Raw genomic sequence first — 23,402 nt, forward strand, 5'->3', positions numbered from 1 at the left:
ACTGTCCTGCGGCCTTCTCCTCAGTGAAACGGGCACCTTCGCGCCTCGATATGGGCGACAAATTCATGCTCGAAATGCGTCAGGGCTGCTCGCAGTCCCATGGCAGCGCCGTCGCCCAGGGCGCAGAACGTATTGCCGAAAATGCCCTTGCAAAGCGCTTCCAACTGCTCCAGATCGCCCGCCCCCCCCTGTCCCGCCTCGACGCGGCGCAGCACTTTTACAACCCAATTTAGTCCTTCGCGGCACGGCGTGCACTTGCCGCAGGACTCATGGTGAAAGAACTCGATAATCCGGGTGGCAACCTTGACCATGCAGGCAGAGTCGTCGATCACGATGACGCCGGCCGAGCCGAGCATCGAACCGGCAGCGGCGAGCGAGTCGAAATCCATCGCAACGTCCAATCCAGACGCCGGGATTAGCGGCGCCGAGACCCCGCCGGGAATCACTGCCTTGATCTTGCGCCCCGGCAGCGGACCGCCGGCGCACTCTTGCACCAGTTCGCGCAGCGGTATCCCCATCGGCAGCTCGTAAAGTCCCGGTTTGCGCACCTGACCGCTCATGCAATAGAGCTTCGGGCCAGGGCTTTTGTCGGGGCCGATGCCGCGGAACCAGTCTGGGCCCCGTGCTATGATATGCGGAACGCAGGCCAACGTCTCGACATTGTTGATCACGGTCGGGCTTGCGTAGAGTCCTTCGACCGCTGGAAACGGCGGTTTCAGGCGTGGCTGCGCTCGCTTGCCTTCGAGCGAGTCGAGCATTGCCGTCTCCTCGCCGCAAATATACGCACCGGCGCCGCAATGGATGTGAACGACGAAATTGAAATCCGAGCCCAGAATCCGCGGTCCCAGATAACCCTTGGCGTGGGCCTCGGCGATTGCCTGCTCCAGCCGCCGGATCGCCAGGGCGTATTCCCCGCGGATGTAGACATAGGCGGTTTCGGCCCCGATCGCGTAGCCACTGATTGCCAGACCTTCGAGGAGCTGGTGCGGGTCGCGCTCCATGATGATCCGGTCCTTGAAAGTGCCCGGCTCGCCCTCATCGGCGTTGCAGCACAGGTATTTCGGCTTGTCGGCGCGTGTTGGCACGAAGCTCCATTTCATCCCGGTCGGGAATCCGGCTCCGCCGCGACCGCGAAGGTTGGATTGCTTGACCAGGTCAATGATCTCGTCGGGCGTGTGCTCGTGAAGCGCCTTTGCCAGTGCCTGGTAGCCGCCGCCGGCCAAATAGGTCGCAAGCAGGTGGCCATCGGGCACGTCCACATTCATCAAGAGCACCGGTTTGAACATGGGGCTAGGCTCCCGGCGGCGCTGACGCGGCGAAGTCGGCGCCCGTCGCTTGCGCCGTCACCGCGCGCAGCCCGTCCAGCAGCGCGTCGATCCGCGCGATGTCAAGGTCGCCGTGATAGTCGTCACCGAGCTGCATCACCGGGGCCATCTCGCACGCGCCGAGGCATTCAACGGTGGAAAGCGTGAAAAGCCCGTCCGGCGTCGTGTCGCCCCTGTTGATTCCCAGCACTGCCTCCAGGTGCGAAAGCAGGTCTTCGGATCCACGCAACATGCACGATAGATTGTCGCAAAGTTGCAGGTGGAACATCCCCACTGGCTCGGTATGGAAAAGCGTATAGAAAGTCGCCAGCTCATAGACCCAGATCCGTTCGACATCGAGGATGTCGGCGACCTCTTCCAGCACGGGGCCAGGCAGATGGCCATATTCCTTCTGTGCGATCAAAAGCGCGGGCATGATCGCCGAACGCTGGTCGGGATACCGCGCCGCCGCCGCTTCGATCTTTTCGCGCATGTTCATCGCGTGCAAAATCTCCTGTTACTTGTCCACCTCCGCCATCACCGGGTCGAGGCTGCCCAGCACGGCGATCATATCCGCCAGGTAGTGCGCATTGCTTGTCCCGAACAGTCCCTGAAGATTGACGAACGACGGTGCCCGCACCTTCATGCGGAACGGTTTTTCCGACCCGTCGCTGATGATGTAAAACCCCAGCTCGCCCTTTGGCGCCTCAATTGCCGAATAGACCTCACCCTTCGGCACTTTGAATCCATAGGCCGACAGGTCGAAGTGCTGGATCAGCGCCTCCATCGAGCAATGCACCTTGTCCTTGTCCACAGGGAAAGCGATCGTCGGCATATCGATCTGGAACGGCCCTTCCGGCATCTGGTCAAGGCATTGTTCAATGATCCGCACGCTCTCGCGCATCTCCTCCACCCGGCATTGCCAGCGCGCGTAGCAATCGCCCTCCTCGCGGGTAATGACATTGAAGTCGAGCCGGTCGTAGATCTCATAGGGTTCGTCGCGGCGGATGTCCCAGTCGACGCCCGAGGCGCGCAGGTTCGGGCCGCTCAGCCCGAGATCAATTGCGTCTTTCGCCGAGATAACCCCGATCCCCTGTGTGCGCTTGAGAAACACCCGGTTGTTCTCGACCAGCCGTTCATAGTCACGGATCCGGTTCGGGAAGATGTCGCAGAACTCCCGGATCTTTACGAAAAAACCGTCGGGCAGATCCTCGCGCACACCGCCGACGCGGCAAAAGGAGGTGTGCATCCGCGCACCGCTGATCATCTCAAACAGATCCATGATCATTTCGCGCTCGCGCATGGCGTAAAGCAACGCGGTCATTGCGCCGAGGTCGAGTGGCAGTGCGCCAGTGATCAATAGATGACCGGAGATCCGCGCCAGTTCGGCCATCAGCACGCGGATATATTGCGCGCGGATCGGCGCTTCGATGCCAAGGAGCTTCTCCACCGCCAGCGCGAAGGCGAGGTTGTTGGAAGGCGGGCAGAGGTAATCGAGCCGGTCGGTTAGCGGAAAAATCTGGGTATAGGTGAAGCTTTCGGCCAGCTTTTCTGTGCCGCGGTGGAGATAGCCGATGTGCGGGTCGACGCGCGCAACATATTCGCCCTCCAGTTCAAGGACAAGCCGCAGGACGCCATGCGTGCTGGGATGCTGCGGGCCCAGATTGAGAAGCACCTCCTTGGTGTCGAGCGCTTCGCCTTCCGGCCTGGTGAGTTCCGTGACTTCGGTCATCTTACGTTTCCGGTGCAGCGGCCTCCTTTATGGAATGTTCTTGGTGGCGAGATCGGGCTGTGACGGCGGCGGGCCTTCGGCACCAAACGGGTTGAGCTTGTCCTTGTAGCCCCGCAGCGGAAAGTCCTTGCGCTGCGGGAAGCCCTCGAAGCCTTCCCACATGTAGATCCGGCGCAGGTCTGGGTGGCCCTCAAACCTGATCCCGTACATGTCCCAGGCTTCGCGCTCATGCCAGTTGGCGGTCCGCCACACCCCAATCACAGATGGAATCTGCGGCGGATCGCCGAGGCGGCACTTGATGCGAACGCGCCATTTGTTCGGCAGCGAATAGAGGTGGTAGACTGCCTCGAAGCGCGGCACGTCAGGGTAATGGTCGACCCCGCAGATGTCCGATAGGAAATTGAACTGCAGCGCCGGGTGTTCCTTCAAAAATCGGCAAAGCGCGAGGATCAACTCGGGCGCAGCGGTGAAGGCATGAACGCCATGAGCCAATCCAAGATCCTCGATTGCCTCGCCGAAGCGCTCCGTGATCAGGTTGAAGGGCATGCGCACGCTCATGGCACTGCGATCCGGTCCAGGGGCGTCCCGGCCAGCGCCCGGGATTTCTTGATCTTCTCCTGAAGCAGAAGGAAGCCATGCATCAGCGCCTCCGGCCGCGGCGGGCAGCCGGGCACATGCACATCGACCGGCACGAAGGTCTCCGCCCCCTGCACCACCGCATAGGTGTTGTAGACCCCGCCCGAGATCGCGCATGTGCCCATCGCGATAACCCAGCGCGGCTCTGGCATCTGGTCATAAAGCCGGCGTACGACGGGAGCGAATTTCCGCGTCACGGTGCCGGCGATAATCATGACATCGGACTGGCGCGGCGAAGGGCGGAAGACCACGCCGAACCGGTCGAGATCATAGCGCGCGCAACCGGCCGCGATCATCTCGATGGCACAGCAGGCAATGCCGAAGGTCTCAGGCCACAGCGCCGACCGTCGGCTCCAGCTGATAACGCTGTCGGCCGTGGTGAACAGCACGCTGTCGCGGATCGTATCGTTTACGCCTCCCATTCCAGCGCTCCCTTCAGCCAGGCGTAGGCAAAGCCCACAATAAGCAGCAACATGAACACAAACATCTCGACATAACCGACCAGCCCGATGTCTTTCAGCACGACGGCCCAGGGAAAGAGGAACATCGTCTCGACATCGAAGACCACCAACAGGATCGCCAGTATAAAGAACTGCACCTTGAAACGGCCGCCGGCGGCTTCGCCAGCCGGGTCCATGCCGCACTCATAGGGCATGTTCTTATCGAAATAGGGATTGGACGGGCGCAACAGCGAGGAGACAAATAGCGTCACTCCCGCCACCAGAACAATTCCAGCGACCATGAAAAGAACCGGCAGGAATTCCATTGCAGTCATATCGCATGGCCTCGGTCACTCCGAGCATTTTCCTCAGGGCCGCAACCGGTCCCAATTTGGACCGGTAATGCGATCGCCCGGGAAGCACTTGGGCAACCTTTCTTGAACTGGCAGTTTATTCCGCCGCGCGGTTCATTGCAAATCCAATGATCAGCCGCCAAACACCGACTGCTGAGCAAGCCTCAGAAACCACGCGGGAAATAGGCCGATGCCGATGGTGGCGGCAGCAGTCAAGGCGAGCGTGGCGCGAACCAAGGGCGTCAGCGCCGGGTCGAACGCCCTCTCCGGCTCGCGCATGTAGATCACCATGACGATGCGGATGTAAAAGTAGGCGGCAACGGCACTCAGCAGCACTGCAATCACCGCCAGCATGACGAAACCTCGCTCGACGAGCGCGACCAGCACGTAGAACTTGGCGAAAAACCCGGCTGTCGGGGGAATACCGGCCAGCGAGAACAGATAGAGCAGCATCAAAAGCGCCAGGGCAGGATGCAACTTGGCGAAACCCGTGTAGTCTTCGATAATTTCGCCCGAGAAATCGCCGTTGCGCATCATGATGACGGTGGCGAAAATACCAAGGGTCATGAAAGCGTAGATCAGCAGGTAGAGCATAACACTGGCAATCCCATCGGCACCGCCAGCCACCACCCCGAACAAGGCGAACCCGGCATGGGCGATGCTGGAATAAGCCAAGAGGCGCTTGAAATTATCCTGCACCAGCGCCACGAAACTACCGAGCGCCATCGTTGCTACCGCGATGACCGCGACGATAATCCATACGTGCGAGGATGCGACCAGCGGGTTGAGGAACACGCGCAGGATCACCGCAAACCCGGCTGCCTTGGGGCCCGCCGACATGAAGGCGGTAATCGTCATCGGCGCGCCTTCATAAACGTCCGGCAACCACATATGGAAGGGCACCGCGCCAACCTTGAAGACCAGTCCCGCGACGATGAAGACCACCGCCAACAACAATCCGGGATCGAGTGGATCGCCGGTCACCGCCGCTGCCACCGCGTCCAGCTGCGTGGTACCGGTCAGTCCGTAGATCAGCGAAACGCCGTAAAGGAAGATTCCGGTCGAGACTGCGCCAAGGATCACGTATTTCAGCGCCGCTTCATTCGACCGCCGCTGCTGGCGCAGAAAGCCAGTCAGGACATAGGTGCACAGCACCATCAGTTCGAGGCCGACATAGATCGACAGAAGATCGGTCGCCGAGGCCATGATCATCATTCCCGACAGCGCCAAGAGCAAAAGGACGTAGTATTCGCTGCTCTGGATTCCTTCGATATCGGCATATTTTGGCGAGAGGAGAAACGTCAACACTGTGGCTATGTAAAACAAGAGCTTGAAGAAGGTTGCGAAGCGGTCGACAATGAACATACCCGCGTAGGCTGGCCGCACCTCGTTTGCCAGCATGAGTGTCCCCAAGACGGCAATCAACACGATCGCGATGGAAGCACAGACCAGGAAATATGCCTGCCCCTTTGGCACAAACTGTCCCAGGATCAGCAGGACGCATGCCCCAGTGACCACGACGATCTCGGGCAGGCTTGCCAGGATCGATTCAAAGAGCGCGGCTTCGGTCATTGGCCGCTCCCCTTGCTGTGCACCTGAGCCAGCAAATGCTTCACAGAGGCGTCGATGATGTTGAGAAAGGGCTTTGGATAGAGCCCGACCCAAAGCACGAAGAGGGCCAGAGGCAGGATCGCAGTCATCTCGCGGCCATTCACGTCGCGTATCTTGAAGCGGGCGCCGACGCTGGCTGGACCCAGCGCAACGTTCCTGTACATGCCCAGCAGATAGGCCGCGCCCAGCAATGCCCCGAAAACGGCGGCCGCACCGACGGCCAGATTGGCCGCAAATCCGCCCGACAGCACCAGCAACTCACCTACGAATGAGTTGGTTCCCGGCAGCGCCATCGACGACAGGGTGAACAGGGCAAGAAACACGGTATAGACCGGCGCTACCTTCATCAGCCCGCCATAATCGGCTATGCTGCGCGTGTGTGTTCGCTCGTAGATCAAACCGACGAACAGGAACAACGCGCCCGTCGTTACGCCATGGTTGAACATTTGCAGGATGGCGCCCTCGAGGCCGCGGAAATTCAACGCAAAAATCCCAAGCGTGACAAAGCCCATGTGGCTGATACTGGAATAGGCCACCAGTTTCTTCAGGTCGTCCTGCGCCAGCGCAAGCAACCCGCCATAGACGATCGCAAGCGCCGAAAGCGCCAGCATCAGCGTCGAATAGTGCACCGATGCCTCCGGCAGCATGGGCAGTGAGAACCGCAGGAATCCGTAGGCACCCATCTTCAGGAGCACTCCGGCAAGGATGATGCTGCCCGCCGTCGGCGCCTGTACATGTGCGTCCGGCAGCCAGGTATGAACCGGGACCATCGGCACCTTGACGGCGAAGGCGACCAGGAAGGCAAAGAACAGAAAGGACTGGACTGGGAACGGCAAATCCTGGGCAGTCAGAGCGAGAATGTCGAAGGTCTTGCCGCCTTGCAAATAAAGCACGATGACACCGATGAGGAACAGCAGACTGCCCGCCAGCGTGTAGAGGAAGAACTTGATCGCGGCATAGACCCGGCCATTGCCGCCCCACACACCGATGATCAGGTACATGGGGATCAGCATCGCCTCCCAGAAGACGTAGAACATGAACAGGTCGAGCGCGCAGAACACGCCCAGCATCAGCGCCTGCATGACCAGCAGGCTGACCATGAACTCCTTTACGCTGCGTTCGATAGCGACCCAGGAGGCAAGCACGCAGACCCAGCCCAAGAGGGCAGTCAGAAACACGAAGAGCGCGCTGATCCCGTCGACGCCAAGCGCGTAAGTAATTCCGAGCGCTGGCACCCACGGGCGGCTCTCGGTAAACTGCATCTGGTGGGTATCAGTGTCAAAGCTGGCCAGCATCGCGACGCACAGAGCAAGATCGAGCATGGTGACACCCAGCGCTGTCCACCGCGCCGCTTCGTCGCTGCGCAAAAACATCAAAACCGCTGCCCCTGCGGCCGGTGTGAATATGATGAGGCTAAGCAGCGGGAACCCCATCGCACCTCCTACCGCCACGCCACGGCGAAGACGACGATGGCTGCGATCACACCGACAATCATCGCCAGCGCGTAATGGGTCACGACACCGGTCTGGAGCTGCCGCAGCATCCCGCCGCCGCGCAAGACCGAGCGGGCGACGCCGTTCACAACGGCGTCCACGCCGGTGAGATCGATCCAAAGCCCCACACGTGCCGCCCCATGCAGGAAGGGGAGCGCCGTGGTCTCGGACACGTCGCTCACCGCCTTCTCGTAGCGCGCCAGCGGTTTTTCGGCGAACCACATGAAGCGCCGCGCGCCCTTGCGGTAGAACCAGTCAGTGTCGATGCTGATCGTGTTCTCGGGGTCGAGCGCTTTCAAGAACAGCACGAACCCCAAGGCGGTAAACATCAGCACACCAAGGCTCTCGGTGATATGAACACCGGTGTAGGGTTCAAAATCGACCCGATAGGGCAGCAATGCGTAAAGCGGCTGGGGAAACACCCCGATCGCAATGCACATCACCGCGGCCATGCCCATCGCAACCAGCATGTTGCGGGGCGGCTCCCGCGCCTCCAGCCTTCGGTCAGTGCCAAAGAACATGTAATACGGAAGCTTGAGTCCCGTGTGCAGGAACGTCCCCGATGATGCCATGGTGAGTGCCAGCACCACCAGCGCACGCTGGTCCTGTCCGGCGGCAGCCACCACCATCGATTTGGTGACGAAGCCTGAAAAGAATGGAAATGCCGAAATTGCAAAAGCGCCGACCATGTAAAGGACAACGGTCACGGGCATGGTCTTGTAGAGCCCGCCAAGCTCGGTGAGCTTGCGCCGCCCGGTGACGTGGATCACCGCCCCTGCCCCCATAAACAGCAGCGCCTTGTAAAGGATATGAGCGAAGGCATGGCTGACTGCGCCGTTCACCGCCATCTCGGTGCCGATGCCGACGCCGGCCACCATGTAACCCACCTGGCTGACGATATGATAGGCCAGAAGCCGGCGGCAATCGTTCTCCAGAACCGCGTAGACGACGCCGTACAGCGCCATCGCGGTGCCCAGCCAGACCAGAAGCTCGGTCCCCGGAAACGCCCGTGCCAGAACATACACGGCCGTCTTGGTGGTGAAGGCGCTCATGAACACCGCTCCCGTGACGGTTGCCTCCGGGTAGGCGTCTGTCAGCCAGGCGTTGAGTGGTGGCACTGCGGCGTTGAGTGTGAACCCGGCAAGGATCAGGTAGGCAGCCACGCCCTTTTCCCCAAAGATCGGGCCGAAGAGCACCGAACCGGTGGCGACCCCGTAAAGAATGATGCCACCGAGCAGAACAACGCCGCCGGTGATATGGACCATGATATAGCGGAATCCAGCGCGGATCGCCTGTTCGCCGCGTTGCGCGAAGATCAGATAGGCAGAGGCAAATGCCATACCTTCCCAAAACAGGAACAAAGTGAGGTAGTCGCCGGCGAATACCACGCCGAGCGCACTGCCGACGTAGATGAATGCCGCCACATGCTGGCCCGGGCGCGTCAGGTGCAAGGCATAGACGATCCCGATCTGCGCCATGACCGTGAATACGGTGGCAAAGACGATACTCAGCTTGTCGACCTTCGCGATAAGGATTTCCTGCCCGATGATCTGTGCTGTGCCGTAGTTGCCCGGCTGCATCGTGAGCACGGCAAGGATTGCCAATGCCGGAATCAGCAGCAGATAAGCTTTGCGGATCGGGCCTTTGAGGAAAGGGATCGGCAGGGCGCCGAGAACGAACAGCAGGGTCGGATGGACAAAATCAGTCATAATAGTCCTCGCGCCGCATCAGCCCACCCTGATGGCCAAGGAATTTGGAAACGAAAATCAGCAGCACGCAGGAGCCGAAGCCGTAGAAGGCGGACCAGCCAGGCAGGCGCTCCCACAGGTAATGGGCGTGGTTGCGGGAGACAAGAAAGTCGGCGGCAACGATCAGAACGAGAACCAGGTAGAACAGCCGGTGGCGCTGGTTGACGTATTTTCTGTCACCAAAGAAATCGACAATGTGTTTGATCATCGGACAACTCCTTCGGCCAGGGCGAGGAAATACTCGGGAAAGATGCCCATCAATACCGACAGGACGGCGGTTGCGACGAGCGGGATCGTCATCATCGGAATTTCGCGCACTGTTGCCGGGCTTTCCTGCGCTTCCGTTCCGAAAAAAGCGAGGTAGCTGACCGGCAGGAAATAGGCAGCGTTCAGCACCGAGCTTGCCAGGAGCACGATCAGGAACGCAATTTCCCCCGCCTCCACAGAGCCAAGCGCCAGATACCACTTGCTGACAAAGCCCGCCGTCGGCGGCACCCCGATCATGCTGAGCGATCCGACAAAAAACGCCCCCATCGTCCAGGGCAGTCTGCGGCCAATACCGGCCATGTCGCTGATGTTGCGCTTGCCAGACGCGCAATAGATCGACCCGGCGCAGAAAAACAGCGTGATCTTGGAAAATGCATGCGCTGCAATGTGGATGATCCCGCCAACCATCGCGACTGGAGACAGAAGAACCGCGCCCAGCACGATGTAGGAGAGCTGGCTGACCGTCGAATAGGCGAGTCTCGCCTTCAGATCGTCCCGCGTCAGGGCATAGATGGACGCCATCAGGATCGTGAATGAGACCAGATAGGCCGTGGTAATCCCGAGGCCCAGCCCCTCCACGAGACCCGCGCCGAAGATGTGAAACACCACCCGCAGCACGCAAAACACGCCCATCTTGACCACTGCAACGGCATGCAAGAGCGCGCTGACGGGCGTCGGCGCCACCATCGCGGCAGGCAGCCAGGCGTGCATCGGCATCACGGCGGCCTTGGCGAAGCCAAAGAGATAGCAGAAATACACGACCGTCAGCAGTGACGCCGAGGCATTGACCCCGGCCAGCAGTCCCCCCGCTACAAAGTCGAGTGACCCTGCAAGGTGGTAGGTCAGCGCCAGCGCGGCGAGTAGCACGCTCTTCGACGCGCCCATCAAATAGACGAGGTATTTGCGGCTGCCCGTCCATCCCTCCTTGTCCTCGTGATGGTAGACAAGCGGATAGGTTACGAGGCTGAGCACCTCGTAGAAGATGACCAGCGTGAACAGATTGGCGGCGAAGGCGCCCCCGACGGCCGCCGCGAGGCTGGTGGCGAAACACGCGAAGAACCGGGTCTGTGCATGTTCTTTCAAATGCCGCATGTAGCCGATGGAATAGATCGCAGCCACGATCCACAGCAGCGACGAAACGGTGGCAAACACCATGCCAAGGGCATCGACCCGGAACGCGAAGTCGATACCGGGCAGAATCTCAAACAGGTGCAATTCGACCGTCCCGCCTGCAAGCACGGTTGGCGCCATCGAGACGACAATGGCGAACATGGCGGTTGCGGCCAAGGGCGAGACGACATCGCGGAGTTTCTCGTGCCTGTTCAGAAGTAGAACTGCCAGGGCCGCCAGACCTGCGACGGCGACGGCAAGCAGCGGCCGGATCGATACCACCGGGTCCAAGCCGCTATCCTTTCATCATGGTCACATCGTCGACCTTGAGCGTGGATTTGTTCCTCACAAGGGCGACCAGGATGCCAAGGGCGACGGCAACCTCCGCCGCCGTGATTGCTATGACGAAGATCGCGAAGATCTGTCCGCGAAAGTCGTCGTAGGTCCGCCCGAAAGCGATGAAATTGATATTGACCGAGTTGAGCAGCAACTCCAGCGACATCAGCACGACCAGAATATTGCGCCTGAGCAACACGCCCGCGGCTCCGATCACGAACAGGACCACTGCGAGCACAATATACCAGGACAGCGGAACCATCACCCCGGCTCCTTCCGCGCCAGCATGATGGCGCCTACCAGAGCCGCCAGCAGGATGACGGAGGCGGTTTCAAACGGCAGGAGGTAGTCGGCGAAAAGTGTCGTGCTAAGCTGCCTGATTTCATCGCCGCTTGGCCTTGCGATGGGTTCTGTGACCGAAAAGCGGGCGCTGGAGAGCACCAGCACGAGCATCTCAACCCCAAGCAGGACGACCAAGACGAGGGCTGGCAGATTGCCGCCCGGCATGAACCGCTGCAACACGGCTTCGCGAACATCGATCATCATGATCACGAAGAGGAACAGGACCATGATCGCGCCGACATAGACGAAGACCTGAATGACCGCGAGCAACGGCGCGCCGAGCAAGACGAAGATTGCCGAGATCTGCAGGAAGCACGCCATCAGCGCCAATGCGCTGTGAACCGGATTCCGCGCCAGGACCACCGTCAGGGCGGTAATCACGGACACCGTAGCGAACAGAAGAAAGAACCCCTGATCCATCGACGCCGAGCCTCCAACGCGAACTGTCACTCGGCGCAAGACGGGCGTAGTTGAGACAGCGCCGCACTTCAGATGCGTTCACAAAGTGTGCCCTAGTATCGGATTTTTCACAAGATTATTGTCATTGTGGGCGTTAAACCATGCCACTGCCGATGTGGCGAGGGCAGCTTGCGGACCGCGCCCTTGCGATCCGTTCGTTGGCCAGGAGGGTTTTGAGCGCGCCGATATTGTCGGCTGCGACTCGTGCAGCAGGCGAGTTTCGACGCCTCGGAAGGTCGTTTCACTTTGCCCCGCTTCGAGGGCTCGCGGGTCTGTCCAGGTAAGGTCTCGGCATCCTTGTCTTCAACTCCTTGTGTGCGATCCGAATGCACAAATTCATTGCCCGCACAGCTATGATCAGGCTTTCGATTTTCGATCGGCTCGGTGACTATTGCTCATCCCGATCAACTGACGCAGATCCAGCCCCAATCAGCGCCTTTTCGTCCTGAGTCTGAAAGGTTACGATGCGATGGCAAATGACGTCCAAACTGAAGGACTGCCCGTGGATTTCCTGCACGACGGCGCCTTGTTCATCGAACCCTTTATCCGCCGGTATGGGCTATATGCGGTCTTTGTCGTAATCTACTTAGAGTCGTTAGGCGCGCCGCTGCCTGGCGAAAGTGCGGTGATTGCGACGTCGCTTCTCGCCATTCGAGGTGACTTGGCCGTCACCAGCCTGTTTCTGGTGGTCTGGATTGCCGCTGTCCTTGGTGACAGCACCGGCTATGCCATTGGGCGCTTCGGTGGCCGGCCGTTGCTTGTGCGATATGGCTGGCTCGGCAAACTCACTGCCGAACGGCAGGCAAAATTGGAACAACTGTTTCGGCGCCGCGGGCCAATCCTCGTCGCTGGTGCACGTTTCGTCGTCGTCCTGCGCCAGTTGAACGGCCTGGTAGCGGGGTCGGTGGGGATGCCTTGGCGCAGTTTCCTTTTGGCAAACGTGCTCGGCGCCGCGCTCTGGGCCGCGCTCTGGAGTTTTGGACCCTACTTTCTTGGCGACCTGGTCAAAGCAGTCGGGCATTAACCGCAGCAAGCCCTTTTTGCTTAAGGGGCGCGCGAGATTGCACTGGTGTACGGCGCCGGCATGAAACGGGCAAGCGTGCGCTGAACCTGCCTGGCCACCTCGAGGATGCCCTGAGGACAAGACCAGCCTTCCACGGCGACGTGCCCGCTTGCTGCCTAAACATTGACCCCGCCTGCATAAAAATGGTCAGAACTGACGGGAGTTAAGCAATAACCCGTTGAAAAGATTGGATCATACATCTGGCACGAGACTTGCTTACCTGTCTTGTATGCAAGATGCACATGTTCAGATCACATCGCAGGACGCAATCGAAACGGCCATCGTCTCGGGGATTCTCTCCGCGCGCATCAAGCCTGGTACCCGCCTGAGCGAAAACCAACTTGCCACTTTATTCGAGGTGTCTCGCACGCGCGTCAGGGAAGCGATGATGCGCCTTGAGACCAGGTGCATAGTGCAGGTCAGCCCGCGGCGCGGCTGGTTCGTCGTGGAACCTTCTGCGGAAGAAGCGATGGCCGTGTATGAGGCTCGCCGCATCATAGAAGCCGGGCTTTTGCGCAGCATGCGCACGCTCACCGACAAGGGCATTACCGCCCTTCACGGCCATCTGGCGGAGGAGAAAGCCGCGATGGCTGCCGGTGACCGCCAACGGTTGACCTGCCTGATGGGCGATTTTCATATTCGCATTGCCGAGTTGGCGGGAAACCCTGTTCTCATCGAAATTCTCCGCGATCTCACGGCGCGGACAATTCTCATCTCCATGCTCTATCAGTCGGATTTCCATGCCATGCAATCCCATTTTGGGCATTGCCGGATCGTTGAGGCCATGGAGAAGCGTGACTTTTCCAAGGCTGCGAGGCTGTCCATCCAGCATCTCGATGAGGTCGAGACCGGTTTGGACCTGACGAAACGTTCCGATCCCCTGGCCGAACTGCGAAACTCGCTCTCGCTTGCTCCCAAAAAACGTCCGGCCACGGTTTCGGGCGGACACAATTGACAAACCCACCACCTCAAAGGAGAACAAATAGAATGCTTGCACGTAACATCTTCATCGCCTTGGCGACCTTTGCCGCAACCCTCGGATTCACTTCCCTCTCCTACGCGGACGCCTTGGCCGACATCACGTCGCGCGGCACAATCCGCGTCGCCGTGCCACAGGATTTTCCGCCATTCGGAAGCGTGGGCACGGACATGGCGCCCATGGGTTATGACATCGACATGGCCAATCTGATCGCCGAACAGCTCGGCGTGAAGGCAGAACTCGTGCCGGTCACCAGCGCAAACCGCATTCCCTATCTGCAGACCAACAAGGTTGATCTGGTTATTTCCAGCCTCGGTAAAAACCCGGATCGTGAAAAGGTCATTGATTTCTCAACAGCCTATGCGCCCTTCTTCAACGGCGTTTTTGCCCCTGCCGGGCTTTCTGCTGCAAAGGCTGACGATCTTGCGGGCAAGATGGTCGGTGTCACCCGCGGCGCCGTGGAAGACCTCGAACTTACCAAGATCGCACCGGCTGACACCGTGATCAAACGCTACGAGGATAACAACGGCACCATCTCGGCATTCCTTTCCGGTCAGGTCGAAGCGGTTGCGACTGGTAACGTCGTCGCAGCTGCAATCCTTGCCAAGAATCCTCCCAAACGCCCGGAGCTGAAATTTCTTATCAAGAACTCGCCTTGCTATATTGGCCTCAACAAGAACGAAACGGCACTGCTTGAAAAACTGAACGCCATCATCGCCGCCGCCAAGTCTGACGGGAAGCTCAACACCGTCTCGCAAAAGTGGCTCGGCACCGATCTTCCAGCTGACCTTTGACGAAGGCGCCATTTATGGCCGGGTCGTCCCACAATTCGTCGTGGGATGACAAGGCTGCCATCGGCCAAAACAGGGGGCATTCTCTTGAGCTATCATTTTGAATTTAGCTGGCTGCTTCAGTACTACCCGCAAATCCTCAAGGGTATCCTGATCACTCTCGAGCTTATCGCGATCGGAGGAGTGCTCGGCATTTCGCTCGGCATCATCTGCGCCTGGACCCGGGCTCTTGGGCCCGCATGGCTAAAACCCGTCGTGGCGGGCTATGTCGAACTTATCCGGAACACACCCTTTTTGATCCAGCTCTTTTTCATCTTCTTCGGCCTTCCATCCCTCGGGTTACAGCTTGACGAACTCACTGCCGCCAACATTGCCATGGTCGTCAATCTCGGAGCCTATAGCTGCGAAATCATCCGGGCGGGCATCCAGGCGACGCCCAGGGGTCAGTTCGAGGCTGGCGCGAGTCTGGCCATGACACCTTTTGAGACCTTCAGGCATGTCGTGCTCGTGCCCTCACTGCAGCGCATCTGGCCGGCATTGTCTTCGCAGGTCGTCATCGTCATGCTCGGCTCGTCGGTCGTGTCGCAAATCGCCGCCGAGGACCTGACATTTGCCGCCAACTTCATCCAATCGCGCACGTTCCGGGCTTTCGAGGCCTACATCGTCTCGACGGCGATCTATCTCGTGCTGGCGATCCTGCTCAGGCAGGTTCTTGGCATCCTTGGGAGGGTTATTTTTCCAGGGAGGCTTGCACGATGATCGAATTCACGACCTGGGATATTATCCGCAACCTGCTGCTTGCAACGCGCTGGACGGTTCTCCTGTCGCTCGTCTCCTTCGTGGGCGGCGGCACAGCCGGACTGCTTCTTCTGTTCCTGCGCATAAGCAAGCGCAAGGCACTGCGCGGTTTCGCCAGATACTACATTGAGCTCTTTCAAGGCACGCCGCTTTTGATGCAGCTCTTTATTGCCTTCTTTGGGCTTGGACTTTTCGGGATCGACGTGCCGGCATGGCTGGCTGCCGGACTGGCTCTCATCTTGTGGACCGCATCCTTTCTTGCTGAAATCTGGCGCGGCTGTGTCGAGGCGGTCGCCAAGGGACAATGGGAGGCTTCTGCCAGCCTTGGCATGGGTCGATTCCAGCAGATGCGCTACATTATCCTCCCCCAGGCATTGAAAGTCGCCATACCGCCGACGGTCGGCTTTTCCGTTCAGGTCGTCAAGGGTACTGCGCTGACCTCCATCATTGGCTTCGTCGAATTGTCGAAGGCCGGAACGGTCGTAACCAATGCAACCTTTCAGCCCTTCACCATCTACGGGCTTGTTGCTCTCATCTATTTCGCGCTCTGCTGGCCATTATCCAAGAGCAGCCAGATTCTGGAAAGGAAGCTCAATGTCGCTCATCGAAATCACTGAAGTCAGGAAGAGCTTTGGTTCAACCGAGGTCCTGAAAGGCATCAATCTCGATGTCGAACCGGGGGAAGTGATTGCCATCATCGGCAAGAGCGGATCCGGAAAATCGACGCTGCTTCGCTGCATCAATGGGCTTGAAACGATCAACAACGGCTCGATTTCCGTGGCTGGCGCGCAGTTCATTGATGATGAATTGCATCTGAAGGCGTTGAGGTTGAAGGTCGGAATGATCTTTCAGCAGTTCAACCTCTTTCCGCACCTGACCGTTGGCGGCAATGTCATCCTGTCGCAGACTGTCGTCAAGAAAACGCCGAGGCCTGAAGCGGAAACAATGGCTCGCAAAATGCTCGAGCGGGTTGGGCTCGGGCACAAATTCGATGCCTATCCAGACGAGCTCTCCGGCGGTCAGCAGCAGCGTGTAGCGATCGCCCGGGCCCTGGCCATGCAGCCGATCGCGCTGCTTTGCGACGAGATTACATCGGCACTCGATCCGGAACTGGTGTCAGAGGTGCTGGCGGTCGTGCGCGAGCTTGCCACCGAGGGCATGACCCTCCTGATGGTGACCCATGAGATGAAATTCGCGCGCGACGTCTGCTCGCGCGTCGTCTTCATGCACCAGGGCCGCGTGCACGAAATCGGGCCGCCAGAAGGGGTCTTCGCCAATCCCAAGACGCCGGAGTTGAGGCAGTTTCTTGGTGTGCACTAATATGGCCGGATATTCGGTGGAGAGCATGATGGCCATTGTTAGAGGGAATATTGACCCGATCCGCTTTGACATATTGCGTTGGATTTAGGCTGGCTGCAGCCCTGTGTTTCCAATAGAGAGCTGCGAACCCCATGCACCAAGGCTGATGGCTGCAGTGCCTGGCAGAGCTCTGTTTCAAGCCCAATGCGAGGAACGCTAGCTCCGACGATATGGATCTGAGCGCTCACGCAAATCGCTGGATTCCAGAAATTCTGCGACCGTCCCAAGGCACAGTTCTTTTTCCTCGACATGCGGCATGTGACTGGACTGCTCAAAAACGACCCAACGGGCATCGGATATGTTTTCGACATAGGGTCTGACAACCTCTGGCGTAGCTTCGTCATAGCGTCCCGATATCACGAGTGTCGGTGCCTTGATCCGGTTCAGGCGATCGACAATTGTCCAATCTTTCAGTGTTCCAATGACATGGAATTCCGTCGGGCCGTTCATATTGCGATAGACTGTGGAGTCCTCGTCCATAATGGCAAATGTCCGTGCGACCTCTTGCGGCCATGGCGCCACCCGGCAAACATGACGATCGTAAAAGACGCGTGACGCGGCAAGGTATTCAGGGTCTGTCAGCGTCCCAGCCTGTTCGTGCTTTACAAGAGTGGCCTGGACCTCTTTTGGCAACTCACGACGCAGGCGATTGGCTTCTGCAACCCAGGTGTGCATGGAGGCAGGGGAATTGGCAATGATCAGAGCCTTCAGCCCGTCGGGCTGGCGCACAGCGTGCTCGGCGCCAAGCATACCGCCCCACGACTGGCCGAGGAGGGCATAACGGTCTTCAATACCAAGATGTTTCAGCAATGCATCAAGCTCTTCGAGGAACAATGAGACCGTCCAGAAATCCGCGCCTTTTTCCGGCAAACGGGTCGAATAGCCATTGCCGAGCTGATCGTAATGGATGACGGCTCGGCCGCTAGCGGCCGAAAGATGTTTAAATGAATCGACATAGTCATGCGTGCAGCCGGGTCCGCCGTGAATGACCACCAGTGGCAAAGAGGAAGAGTCAAGTGACCCGGTTATGCGGTACCAGGTCCGGTAGTCGCGAAAGGGCAGATAACCTTCCTTTGAACTGACCATTTGCAAATTTTTCTCCATCAATTGCAGACAATGGAGAAAAGGATAGCGTGCCGGGAACGCGCAAGGCAGCTATCATAAGTTATAGGATGAGGTCCGCTCTAATCGAGCAACCGGTAATGGGCAGCACGAACAACCGCCTGGACCCGGTTTCTTGCTCCGAGTTTTTTAGCCGCCGCATTGAGATGCATAACGACTGTGGGCACGGAACGCTGGATATGGCGCGCGATTTCCTTGGCGGAGAGGCCATCTGCCGAGTAACGCAGGCACTCCCGTTCCCTTGCGGTCAGATGAACGGTGGCACAGCTTCGCGTCTCCTCATCGAATACCGAAAATGCCGCCTCGTGGAACACATGCGCCAGCAGACCGAAATCGGCGATATGACGGGCAGCATCGCGTTCGTAGCCCCTGCCTGCACCAAACCGGACGCCCGTCACGGTCGCATAGTCGCCGCGAGGCAAATGAATCGGAACTGTTGTCCCGCAGAGCATGTCGCGCTCGCGCAGATAGTGTACGACCGGCGCATGATCGTCGTTCATGAACCGGTTAATAACCGTGTCCGCTTCGGCGCTGTAGTTCCAGAAAAAAGGCGTGGTTGTCCCGATGGCTTGCTGTTGTACCGGATCGATGCGGAAATATTCCCTTTCGCACCAGTATTCACGCATTTCATCCGAGATATTCCTCAGTTTGAGCAGCGACGGTATCATCAAGGCACCGTCGTGGTCGAACGGAACTGGCGTATAATCGTATATGAGCGCATCGAAGCCGAAGGCTTTCATCGCCTCGAACGCTTCATCGATCCTTCCTTCCAGCGTCTCCCGCGCGGTGAACTGCCCCTTGATGTGATCGATATCGTTTAGCATCCGTGTGCCTGTCAATCAGAAACTCAGGCAATCCGCCTGGGGAGACCCTATCACTTCTTATAGCTGGTGTTGAGTGCGGATATATCTAAAAATTAGCCATGCTCAAATCTTGAGCAAGGCTAAAGATCCTTCGGAGACAGCTGAATGTGGCGTGAAATGAAGCCGGACCAGCGGCACGAAGTGCAAGTCGATGGCTATCGTGTCATCGCCTACAGTTTTGGTGCTGGCGATGAGGTGGTGTTCTGCCTCAATGGTGGCCCCGGTTTGCCATGCGACTATCTGCGCGAAGCCCACTCCTGTCTGGCTGACAACGGCTATCGCGTCGTGGCCTTCGATCAGCTAGGCACCGGTGAATCCGATCGTCCGCAAGATCTTTCGCTGTGGACAATCGACCGATACGTCGAAGAGACGGAAACTGTGCGCAAGGCGCTGGGTCTTGGCAAGGTGCATCTGCTCGGCCATTCCTGGGGCGGCTGGCTGGCTATTGATTATGCCCTCGCCTATCCACAGAACCTGAAAACTCTCATCCTTGAAAACACGGTTGCCGACATGCCACATCTGATCTCGGAGCTTGAGCGCCTGCGATCAGCACTCGGTTCCGAGACGGTTGGCATGATGCACAAGCACGAGGCGCAGGGAACACTCGATCATCCGGAGTATATGGCGGCAATCACCATCCTCAATTATAGGCATGTCTGCCGGCTGGCCGACTGGCCGGCACCGGTAAAACGCTCGCTGGATGACTGGAACATGGATCCGTACGGCACAATGCAAGGTCCCAATGAGTTTCTCTACACCGGCAATCTGAAAGACTGGAACCGGCTTGCAGACCTTCCCAAAATAGCAGTTCCAACGCTCGTCACCGTCGGCGAAAACGATGAGCTTACACCCGCCTGCGCCTTGCGCATGAAGCTTGCCCTTCCCGATGCCGAATTGAAAGTCTTCGCCAATGCGAGCCACATGCCATTTTATGAACAACCGCAGAGCTATTATCCAGTTCTTCTAGACTTTCTCTCGCGCCACAGGACGGCGCTATGAATCGGGCAATGTTGCTTCAAACAAATCACTGGGCGCGCAACAATGCACCGCTATAAATTCATCCTTTATCGGCCCCTGCAGTTTCTGCCCGTTATTTTTGGCGTCAGCCTGATCACATTCATCCTGGTGCGGCTCATTCCCGGCGACCCGGCAAGGGTTCTTCTTGGCGCCCGTTCCACACCCGCGGCAATCGCCAACATTCGCGCGCAGTATGGTCTGGATGAGCCCTTGTGGCTGCAATATTTCTATTTTCTTAAAAACCTTGCCAATGGCGAGATGGGAAAATCAATACTTTACAAGATCGATGTGCTGAAGCTGATCGCCACCCGCATCGAGCCGACGATCACGCTCATCGTGTGCAGTGTTTTCCTGTCAATTTTAATTGCCATCCCGCTCGCTGCAATTGCAGCACGCAACCGCGGCGGCATACCGGATCACGCAGTCCGCCTCATTTCGACGATGGGCATTGGCTTTCCGCCATTTTGGCTGGCACTGATGCTTATAATCTTGTTCAGCGTCAAACTCGGCATTGTGCCAGTGTCGGGCTACGGCGAGAACTTCGGCGACAAGCTGGCGCACCTCATCTTGCCCTGCCTCACCATCGCCCTGTGCCTGTCCTCGGTCCTGACCCGCAGCCTACGCGCCAGCATGGTTGTTGAGTTGCAGTCAGATCTTGCAACCGCGGCGCGCGCGCGCGGAATGCCCGAAAGCATCGTATTCTGGCGGCACGTCCTGCCCAACTCGCTTGTTCCTGCGGTCAACCTCCTTGCCGTCAATATTGGTTGGTTGATCGGCGGAACGGTGGTCGTCGAAACAGTCTTCGCCATCCCGGGCATGGGGCAGTTGCTGGTGCGCGCCATATTCTCTCGCGACTACATGGTGGTTCAGGGTGTGGCGATGGTCTTTGCCTGCGGCACAGTGCTCGTCAACTTCCTCGCCGACATTTTGACAGTGACGATCGATCCGCGGGTGAAGCTATGAGCACCGGTCACGCCTTCAGCGCCAAGATTGGCTGGAGCCGGTGGCTGGGTCAGCGGTTGACGCTTGTCGCCGGCATGGCCATCCTGGGACTCTTCATTTTCATGGCGATCGCAGCACCGATGATCGCCCCTTATGACCCCATTGCCCAAAATGGTGATCTACGTCTCGTTCCACCGTCATTTCTTCATCCGTTCGGCACCGACAATTTCGGCCGCGATATCCTGTCCCGCATCATCTGGGGCGCGCGTATAGATCTTCAAATCGCCTTTATTGGAGTGGCCTTTCCCTTCCTCATCGGAACGGTTCTCGGAACGATCTCCGGCTATTTCGGCGGAATTATCGACACCGTCTTCATGCGGTTGATCGATATTATTCTGGCCTTTCCCTTCCTCGTCCTGATGCTATCGATTATAGCCATTCTCGGACCGGGGCTTCTCAGTTTCTACATCGCCATGGCGCTCGTTGGTTGGGTATCCTATGCCCGGCTTATCCGGACACAGATGCTTGTCCTGAAGAACAGCGACTATGCTGTCGCTGCCGTGAGCCTAGGCTTCAGCAATGCGAGGATCATGTTCCGGCACTTGCTTCCCAATGCCATCGCTGGCTCCGTTGTCTTCTCCATGTCGGACGCCGTCCTCGTTCTGCTAAACGGAGCGGCAATCAGCTATCTCGGACTAGGCGTTCAGCCCCCGTTGGCCGAATGGGGCGTCATGGTTGCAGAAGGGCAGAGTTTTATCAGCACCGCCTGGTGGATCACTCTTTTTCCCGGTCTGTCCATCGTTGTCCTGGCCTTTGGTTTCAGTTTATTCGGTGACGGGCTTGGCGAAGTGCTGGGGGTACGCGAATGAGCACCCCCCTGCTATCGATCCAGGAGTTGACTATAACCGCAAGACTGGCAGGCGAAACACGCACGCTCATCGATGCCGTCTCTGTCGACCTTGCACGGGGCGAGATTCTCGGCCTTGTGGGTGAGAGCGGTTCCGGCAAGAGCATGATTTGCCGATCGCTGGTGCAATTGCTCCCCTCCCGCGCGATCGAGGTCACAGCCGGTGCGGTGATGTTCGAGGGATGTGACCTGACCAGGCTGGACGAGGTGGCCATGCGGGCTATCCGGGGCGGCGACATCGGCATGATCTTTCAAAATCCGACCAGTCACCTCGATCCGGTGATGCGGGTTGGCGAGCAGATCGCCGAAGGTATTCGTTATCATCAAGGTGTTTCAAAGCGTGATGCACGGAAAGCCGCCACTGAGATTCTGAGCCAGGTCGGTTTGCCCGATCCGAAGCGGCAGTACGACAATTACGCACATGAGTTTTCGGGCGGCATGCGCCAGCGCGTGATGATCGGCGTTGCCCTCTCCTGCAATCCAAAAATCCTGATCGCGGACGAGCCAACGACTGCTCTTGATGTGACGGTGCAGGCGCAAATACTGCGCCTCCTTATGGATATTCGCGACCAGCGTGGGCTGTCGATCATCCTCATTACCCACGACCTCGGCATTGTCGCACAGACTTGCGATTCCATTGCGGTACTGCGCGGGGGGAGACTGCTGGAACACGGACCGAAGCGATCAGTGCTTGCGGCGCCCAAGGATCCTTACACGATAAGTCTTATCGCCAGTCACCCCTCCATGCCGGCCGGGACTGAAAATGGGTCAAAAGAATTTTCTTTGGAAATATCGCCGTATGCAACCAGACCGCCAATCGCGCCGCTGCTCGAAATCGATGATCTTGTCGTGCGGTTCCCTGCTTCCGGTACCAGTCTCTTCAACGGTTCTGGAAAGGTCATCACCGCCGTCAATGGTGTCAGCATGCAGGTCATGCCCGGCGATACGATCGGTATTGTTGGCGAATCGGGCAGCGGCAAGAGTACTCTTGCCCGCGCCATACTCGGCCTGACACCACTCACTTCCGGACATGTCACATTCGACGGAGCCGATCTTGCCCTGCACCGTGCGAGAGCATTGGCAAAACTGCGCCGTCAAACAGCTATGGTGTTTCAAGATCCGTATAATGCGCTGAATCCGCGCCTGACGATCGGCGACATGCTGGCGGAAGTTCTCAGGGTCCAGAACAAGGTTCCTGCGGACGGCATCCACACAAGGGTCCAGGAACTTCTGGATCTGGTTGGTTTGGAACGCGTGTTTGCTACCAGAAAGCCGCACATGCTGAGTGGCGGCCAATGCCAGCGCGCCGGCATTGCGCGTGCGTTGGCGGTCGATCCCAAACTGATTGTTGCCGATGAATGTGTCGCCGCGCTTGACGTGACAATTCAGCGACAGATCATCGATCTGTTCCGCGACCTTAAAGAGCGCATGAACCTCACGCTGATCTTCATCGCTCACGACCTCGCCATTGTGCGCAACCTGTGTGAGCGGGTTGTCGTCATGCACCGGGGTAATATCGTCGAGCAAGGCCTATCCGAAGAGGTCTTTGCAAATCCGCGTCACCCCTATACGGCCGCGCTCATCAGTGCGATCCCGGACATCAATCCCGACAAGCGGTTGCCGCGTCTGCCCGAGCCCATTCAGGCCGATCGGAGCGATTTTGCAACTGGACTAAAGCACCCGGTCACCACGAACTCAACAACAAGGGAACTTCCGATATGAACAGGAAA

The 23,402-nt window shown here is 58.4% G+C and carries 25 protein-coding genes; 10 read left to right on the forward strand and 15 right to left on the reverse strand.

Annotated features, from left to right (window positions below; all coding sequences use genetic code 11):
- Positions 1–20: 20 nt before the first annotated feature.
- The 13 genes from nuoF to CU103_RS10385 form a co-directional block, all read right to left on the reverse strand.
- Complete coding sequence (nuoF, locus tag CU103_RS10325; protein ID WP_106663798.1) at positions 21–1,286, reverse strand: NADH-quinone oxidoreductase subunit NuoF; 1,266 nt, start codon at positions 1,284–1,286, stop codon at positions 21–23.
- Positions 1,287–1,290: 4 nt separating this feature from the next.
- Positions 1,291–1,803: an NADH-quinone oxidoreductase subunit NuoE gene (locus tag CU103_RS10330; protein WP_106663799.1), complete on the reverse strand. Its 513-nt coding sequence runs from the start codon at positions 1,801–1,803 to the stop codon at positions 1,291–1,293.
- An 18-nt stretch (positions 1,804–1,821) separates the two neighbouring features.
- Positions 1,822–3,036 (reverse strand): NADH dehydrogenase (quinone) subunit D, encoded by a 1,215-nt coding sequence (gene nuoD / locus CU103_RS10335; RefSeq protein WP_106663800.1) that lies wholly within the window; start codon positions 3,034–3,036, stop codon positions 1,822–1,824.
- 27 nt (positions 3,037–3,063) lie between these two features.
- The gene (locus CU103_RS10340; RefSeq protein ID WP_106663801.1) at positions 3,064–3,594 is read right to left on the reverse strand and encodes an NADH-quinone oxidoreductase subunit C; all 531 of its coding nucleotides are present in this window, start codon (positions 3,592–3,594) and stop codon (positions 3,064–3,066) included.
- Complete coding sequence (locus CU103_RS10345) at positions 3,591–4,094, reverse strand: NuoB/complex I 20 kDa subunit family protein (protein ID WP_106663802.1); 504 nt, start codon at positions 4,092–4,094, stop codon at positions 3,591–3,593. The genes CU103_RS10340 and CU103_RS10345 overlap by 4 nt, the downstream gene beginning before the upstream one ends.
- Positions 4,082–4,447, reverse strand: coding sequence for an NADH-quinone oxidoreductase subunit A (locus CU103_RS10350; RefSeq protein WP_106663803.1), 366 nt, complete (start codon positions 4,445–4,447; stop codon positions 4,082–4,084). Before CU103_RS10350 ends, CU103_RS10345 begins: the two co-directional genes overlap by 13 nt.
- Before the next feature lie 150 nt (positions 4,448–4,597).
- Positions 4,598–6,037, reverse strand: a complete 1,440-nt coding sequence (locus tag CU103_RS10355) for an NADH-quinone oxidoreductase subunit N (RefSeq protein WP_106663804.1) — start codon at positions 6,035–6,037, stop codon at positions 4,598–4,600.
- Positions 6,034–7,509, reverse strand: coding sequence for an NADH-quinone oxidoreductase subunit M (locus CU103_RS10360; protein ID WP_106663805.1), 1,476 nt, complete (start codon positions 7,507–7,509; stop codon positions 6,034–6,036). Before CU103_RS10360 ends, CU103_RS10355 begins: the two co-directional genes overlap by 4 nt.
- A gap of 8 nt (positions 7,510–7,517) precedes the next feature.
- Complete coding sequence (locus CU103_RS10365) at positions 7,518–9,278, reverse strand: Na(+)/H(+) antiporter subunit D (RefSeq protein ID WP_106663806.1); 1,761 nt, start codon at positions 9,276–9,278, stop codon at positions 7,518–7,520.
- Positions 9,271–9,525: a hypothetical protein gene (locus tag CU103_RS10370; protein WP_106663807.1), complete on the reverse strand. Its 255-nt coding sequence runs from the start codon at positions 9,523–9,525 to the stop codon at positions 9,271–9,273. The genes CU103_RS10365 and CU103_RS10370 overlap by 8 nt, the downstream gene beginning before the upstream one ends.
- Positions 9,522–10,985: a monovalent cation/H+ antiporter subunit D family protein gene (locus CU103_RS10375; RefSeq protein ID WP_106663808.1), complete on the reverse strand. Its 1,464-nt coding sequence runs from the start codon at positions 10,983–10,985 to the stop codon at positions 9,522–9,524. Before CU103_RS10375 ends, CU103_RS10370 begins: the two co-directional genes overlap by 4 nt.
- 4 nt (positions 10,986–10,989) lie before the next feature.
- Positions 10,990–11,292, reverse strand: a complete 303-nt coding sequence (gene nuoK, locus CU103_RS10380; protein WP_106663809.1) for an NADH-quinone oxidoreductase subunit NuoK — start codon at positions 11,290–11,292, stop codon at positions 10,990–10,992.
- Complete coding sequence (locus CU103_RS10385; RefSeq protein ID WP_106663810.1) at positions 11,292–11,792, reverse strand: NADH-quinone oxidoreductase subunit J; 501 nt, start codon at positions 11,790–11,792, stop codon at positions 11,292–11,294. Before CU103_RS10385 ends, nuoK begins: the two co-directional genes overlap by 1 nt.
- Positions 11,793–12,300: 508 nt before the next feature.
- On the opposite strand from CU103_RS10385, the gene CU103_RS10390 reads away from it, so the two are divergent.
- The 6 genes from CU103_RS10390 to CU103_RS10415 all read left to right on the forward strand — a co-directional run bounded on the left by CU103_RS10390 (position 12,301) and on the right by CU103_RS10415 (position 16,782).
- Complete coding sequence (locus tag CU103_RS10390; protein WP_106663811.1) at positions 12,301–12,855, forward strand: DedA family protein; 555 nt, start codon at positions 12,301–12,303, stop codon at positions 12,853–12,855.
- A gap of 268 nt (positions 12,856–13,123) precedes the next feature.
- Positions 13,124–13,849, forward strand: a complete 726-nt coding sequence (locus CU103_RS10395) for a GntR family transcriptional regulator (protein ID WP_106663812.1) — start codon at positions 13,124–13,126, stop codon at positions 13,847–13,849.
- A 32-nt stretch (positions 13,850–13,881) separates the two neighbouring features.
- Positions 13,882–14,667, forward strand: a complete 786-nt coding sequence (locus CU103_RS10400) for a transporter substrate-binding domain-containing protein (RefSeq protein WP_106663813.1) — start codon at positions 13,882–13,884, stop codon at positions 14,665–14,667.
- A gap of 84 nt (positions 14,668–14,751) precedes the next feature.
- Positions 14,752–15,423 carry an amino acid ABC transporter permease gene (locus tag CU103_RS10405; RefSeq protein WP_106663947.1) on the forward strand — a complete coding sequence of 224 codons (672 nt, stop codon included), beginning with the start codon at positions 14,752–14,754 and terminating at the stop codon, positions 15,421–15,423.
- Positions 15,420–16,079: an amino acid ABC transporter permease gene (locus CU103_RS10410; protein ID WP_106663814.1), complete on the forward strand. Its 660-nt coding sequence runs from the start codon at positions 15,420–15,422 to the stop codon at positions 16,077–16,079. Before CU103_RS10405 ends, CU103_RS10410 begins: the two co-directional genes overlap by 4 nt.
- Positions 16,057–16,782 carry an amino acid ABC transporter ATP-binding protein gene (locus tag CU103_RS10415; RefSeq protein WP_106663815.1) on the forward strand — a complete coding sequence of 242 codons (726 nt, stop codon included), beginning with the start codon at positions 16,057–16,059 and terminating at the stop codon, positions 16,780–16,782. The genes CU103_RS10410 and CU103_RS10415 overlap by 23 nt, the downstream gene beginning before the upstream one ends.
- Before the next feature lie 195 nt (positions 16,783–16,977).
- Here the strand turns inward: CU103_RS10415 and CU103_RS10420 are convergent, their stop codons facing one another.
- Complete coding sequence (locus tag CU103_RS10420; protein WP_425350581.1) at positions 16,978–17,907, reverse strand: proline iminopeptidase-family hydrolase; 930 nt, start codon at positions 17,905–17,907, stop codon at positions 16,978–16,980.
- A gap of 98 nt (positions 17,908–18,005) precedes the next feature.
- Complete coding sequence (locus CU103_RS10425) at positions 18,006–18,767, reverse strand: helix-turn-helix transcriptional regulator (protein WP_106663817.1); 762 nt, start codon at positions 18,765–18,767, stop codon at positions 18,006–18,008.
- Positions 18,768–18,911: 144 nt separating this feature from the next.
- Here CU103_RS10425 and CU103_RS10430 point away from each other — a divergent pair, with 144 nt between their 5' ends.
- The 4 genes from CU103_RS10430 to CU103_RS10445 are packed head-to-tail and all read left to right on the forward strand — an operon-like array spanning position 18,912 to position 23,394.
- Positions 18,912–19,805 carry a proline iminopeptidase-family hydrolase gene (locus CU103_RS10430; RefSeq protein ID WP_106663818.1) on the forward strand — a complete coding sequence of 298 codons (894 nt, stop codon included), beginning with the start codon at positions 18,912–18,914 and terminating at the stop codon, positions 19,803–19,805.
- A 42-nt stretch (positions 19,806–19,847) separates the two neighbouring features.
- On the forward strand, positions 19,848–20,786 hold the full coding sequence (locus CU103_RS10435) for an ABC transporter permease (protein WP_106663819.1): 939 nt from the start codon (positions 19,848–19,850) through the stop codon (positions 20,784–20,786).
- On the forward strand, positions 20,783–21,634 hold the full coding sequence (locus CU103_RS10440; RefSeq protein WP_106663820.1) for an ABC transporter permease: 852 nt from the start codon (positions 20,783–20,785) through the stop codon (positions 21,632–21,634). Before CU103_RS10435 ends, CU103_RS10440 begins: the two co-directional genes overlap by 4 nt.
- Complete coding sequence (locus CU103_RS10445) at positions 21,631–23,394, forward strand: dipeptide ABC transporter ATP-binding protein (protein WP_106663821.1); 1,764 nt, start codon at positions 21,631–21,633, stop codon at positions 23,392–23,394. The genes CU103_RS10440 and CU103_RS10445 overlap by 4 nt, the downstream gene beginning before the upstream one ends.
- The last annotated feature ends 8 nt before the right edge of the window (positions 23,395–23,402 follow it).

Source organism: Phyllobacterium sophorae (assembly GCF_003010965.1).
Classification (GTDB): Bacteria; Pseudomonadota; Alphaproteobacteria; order Rhizobiales; family Rhizobiaceae; genus Phyllobacterium; species Phyllobacterium sophorae.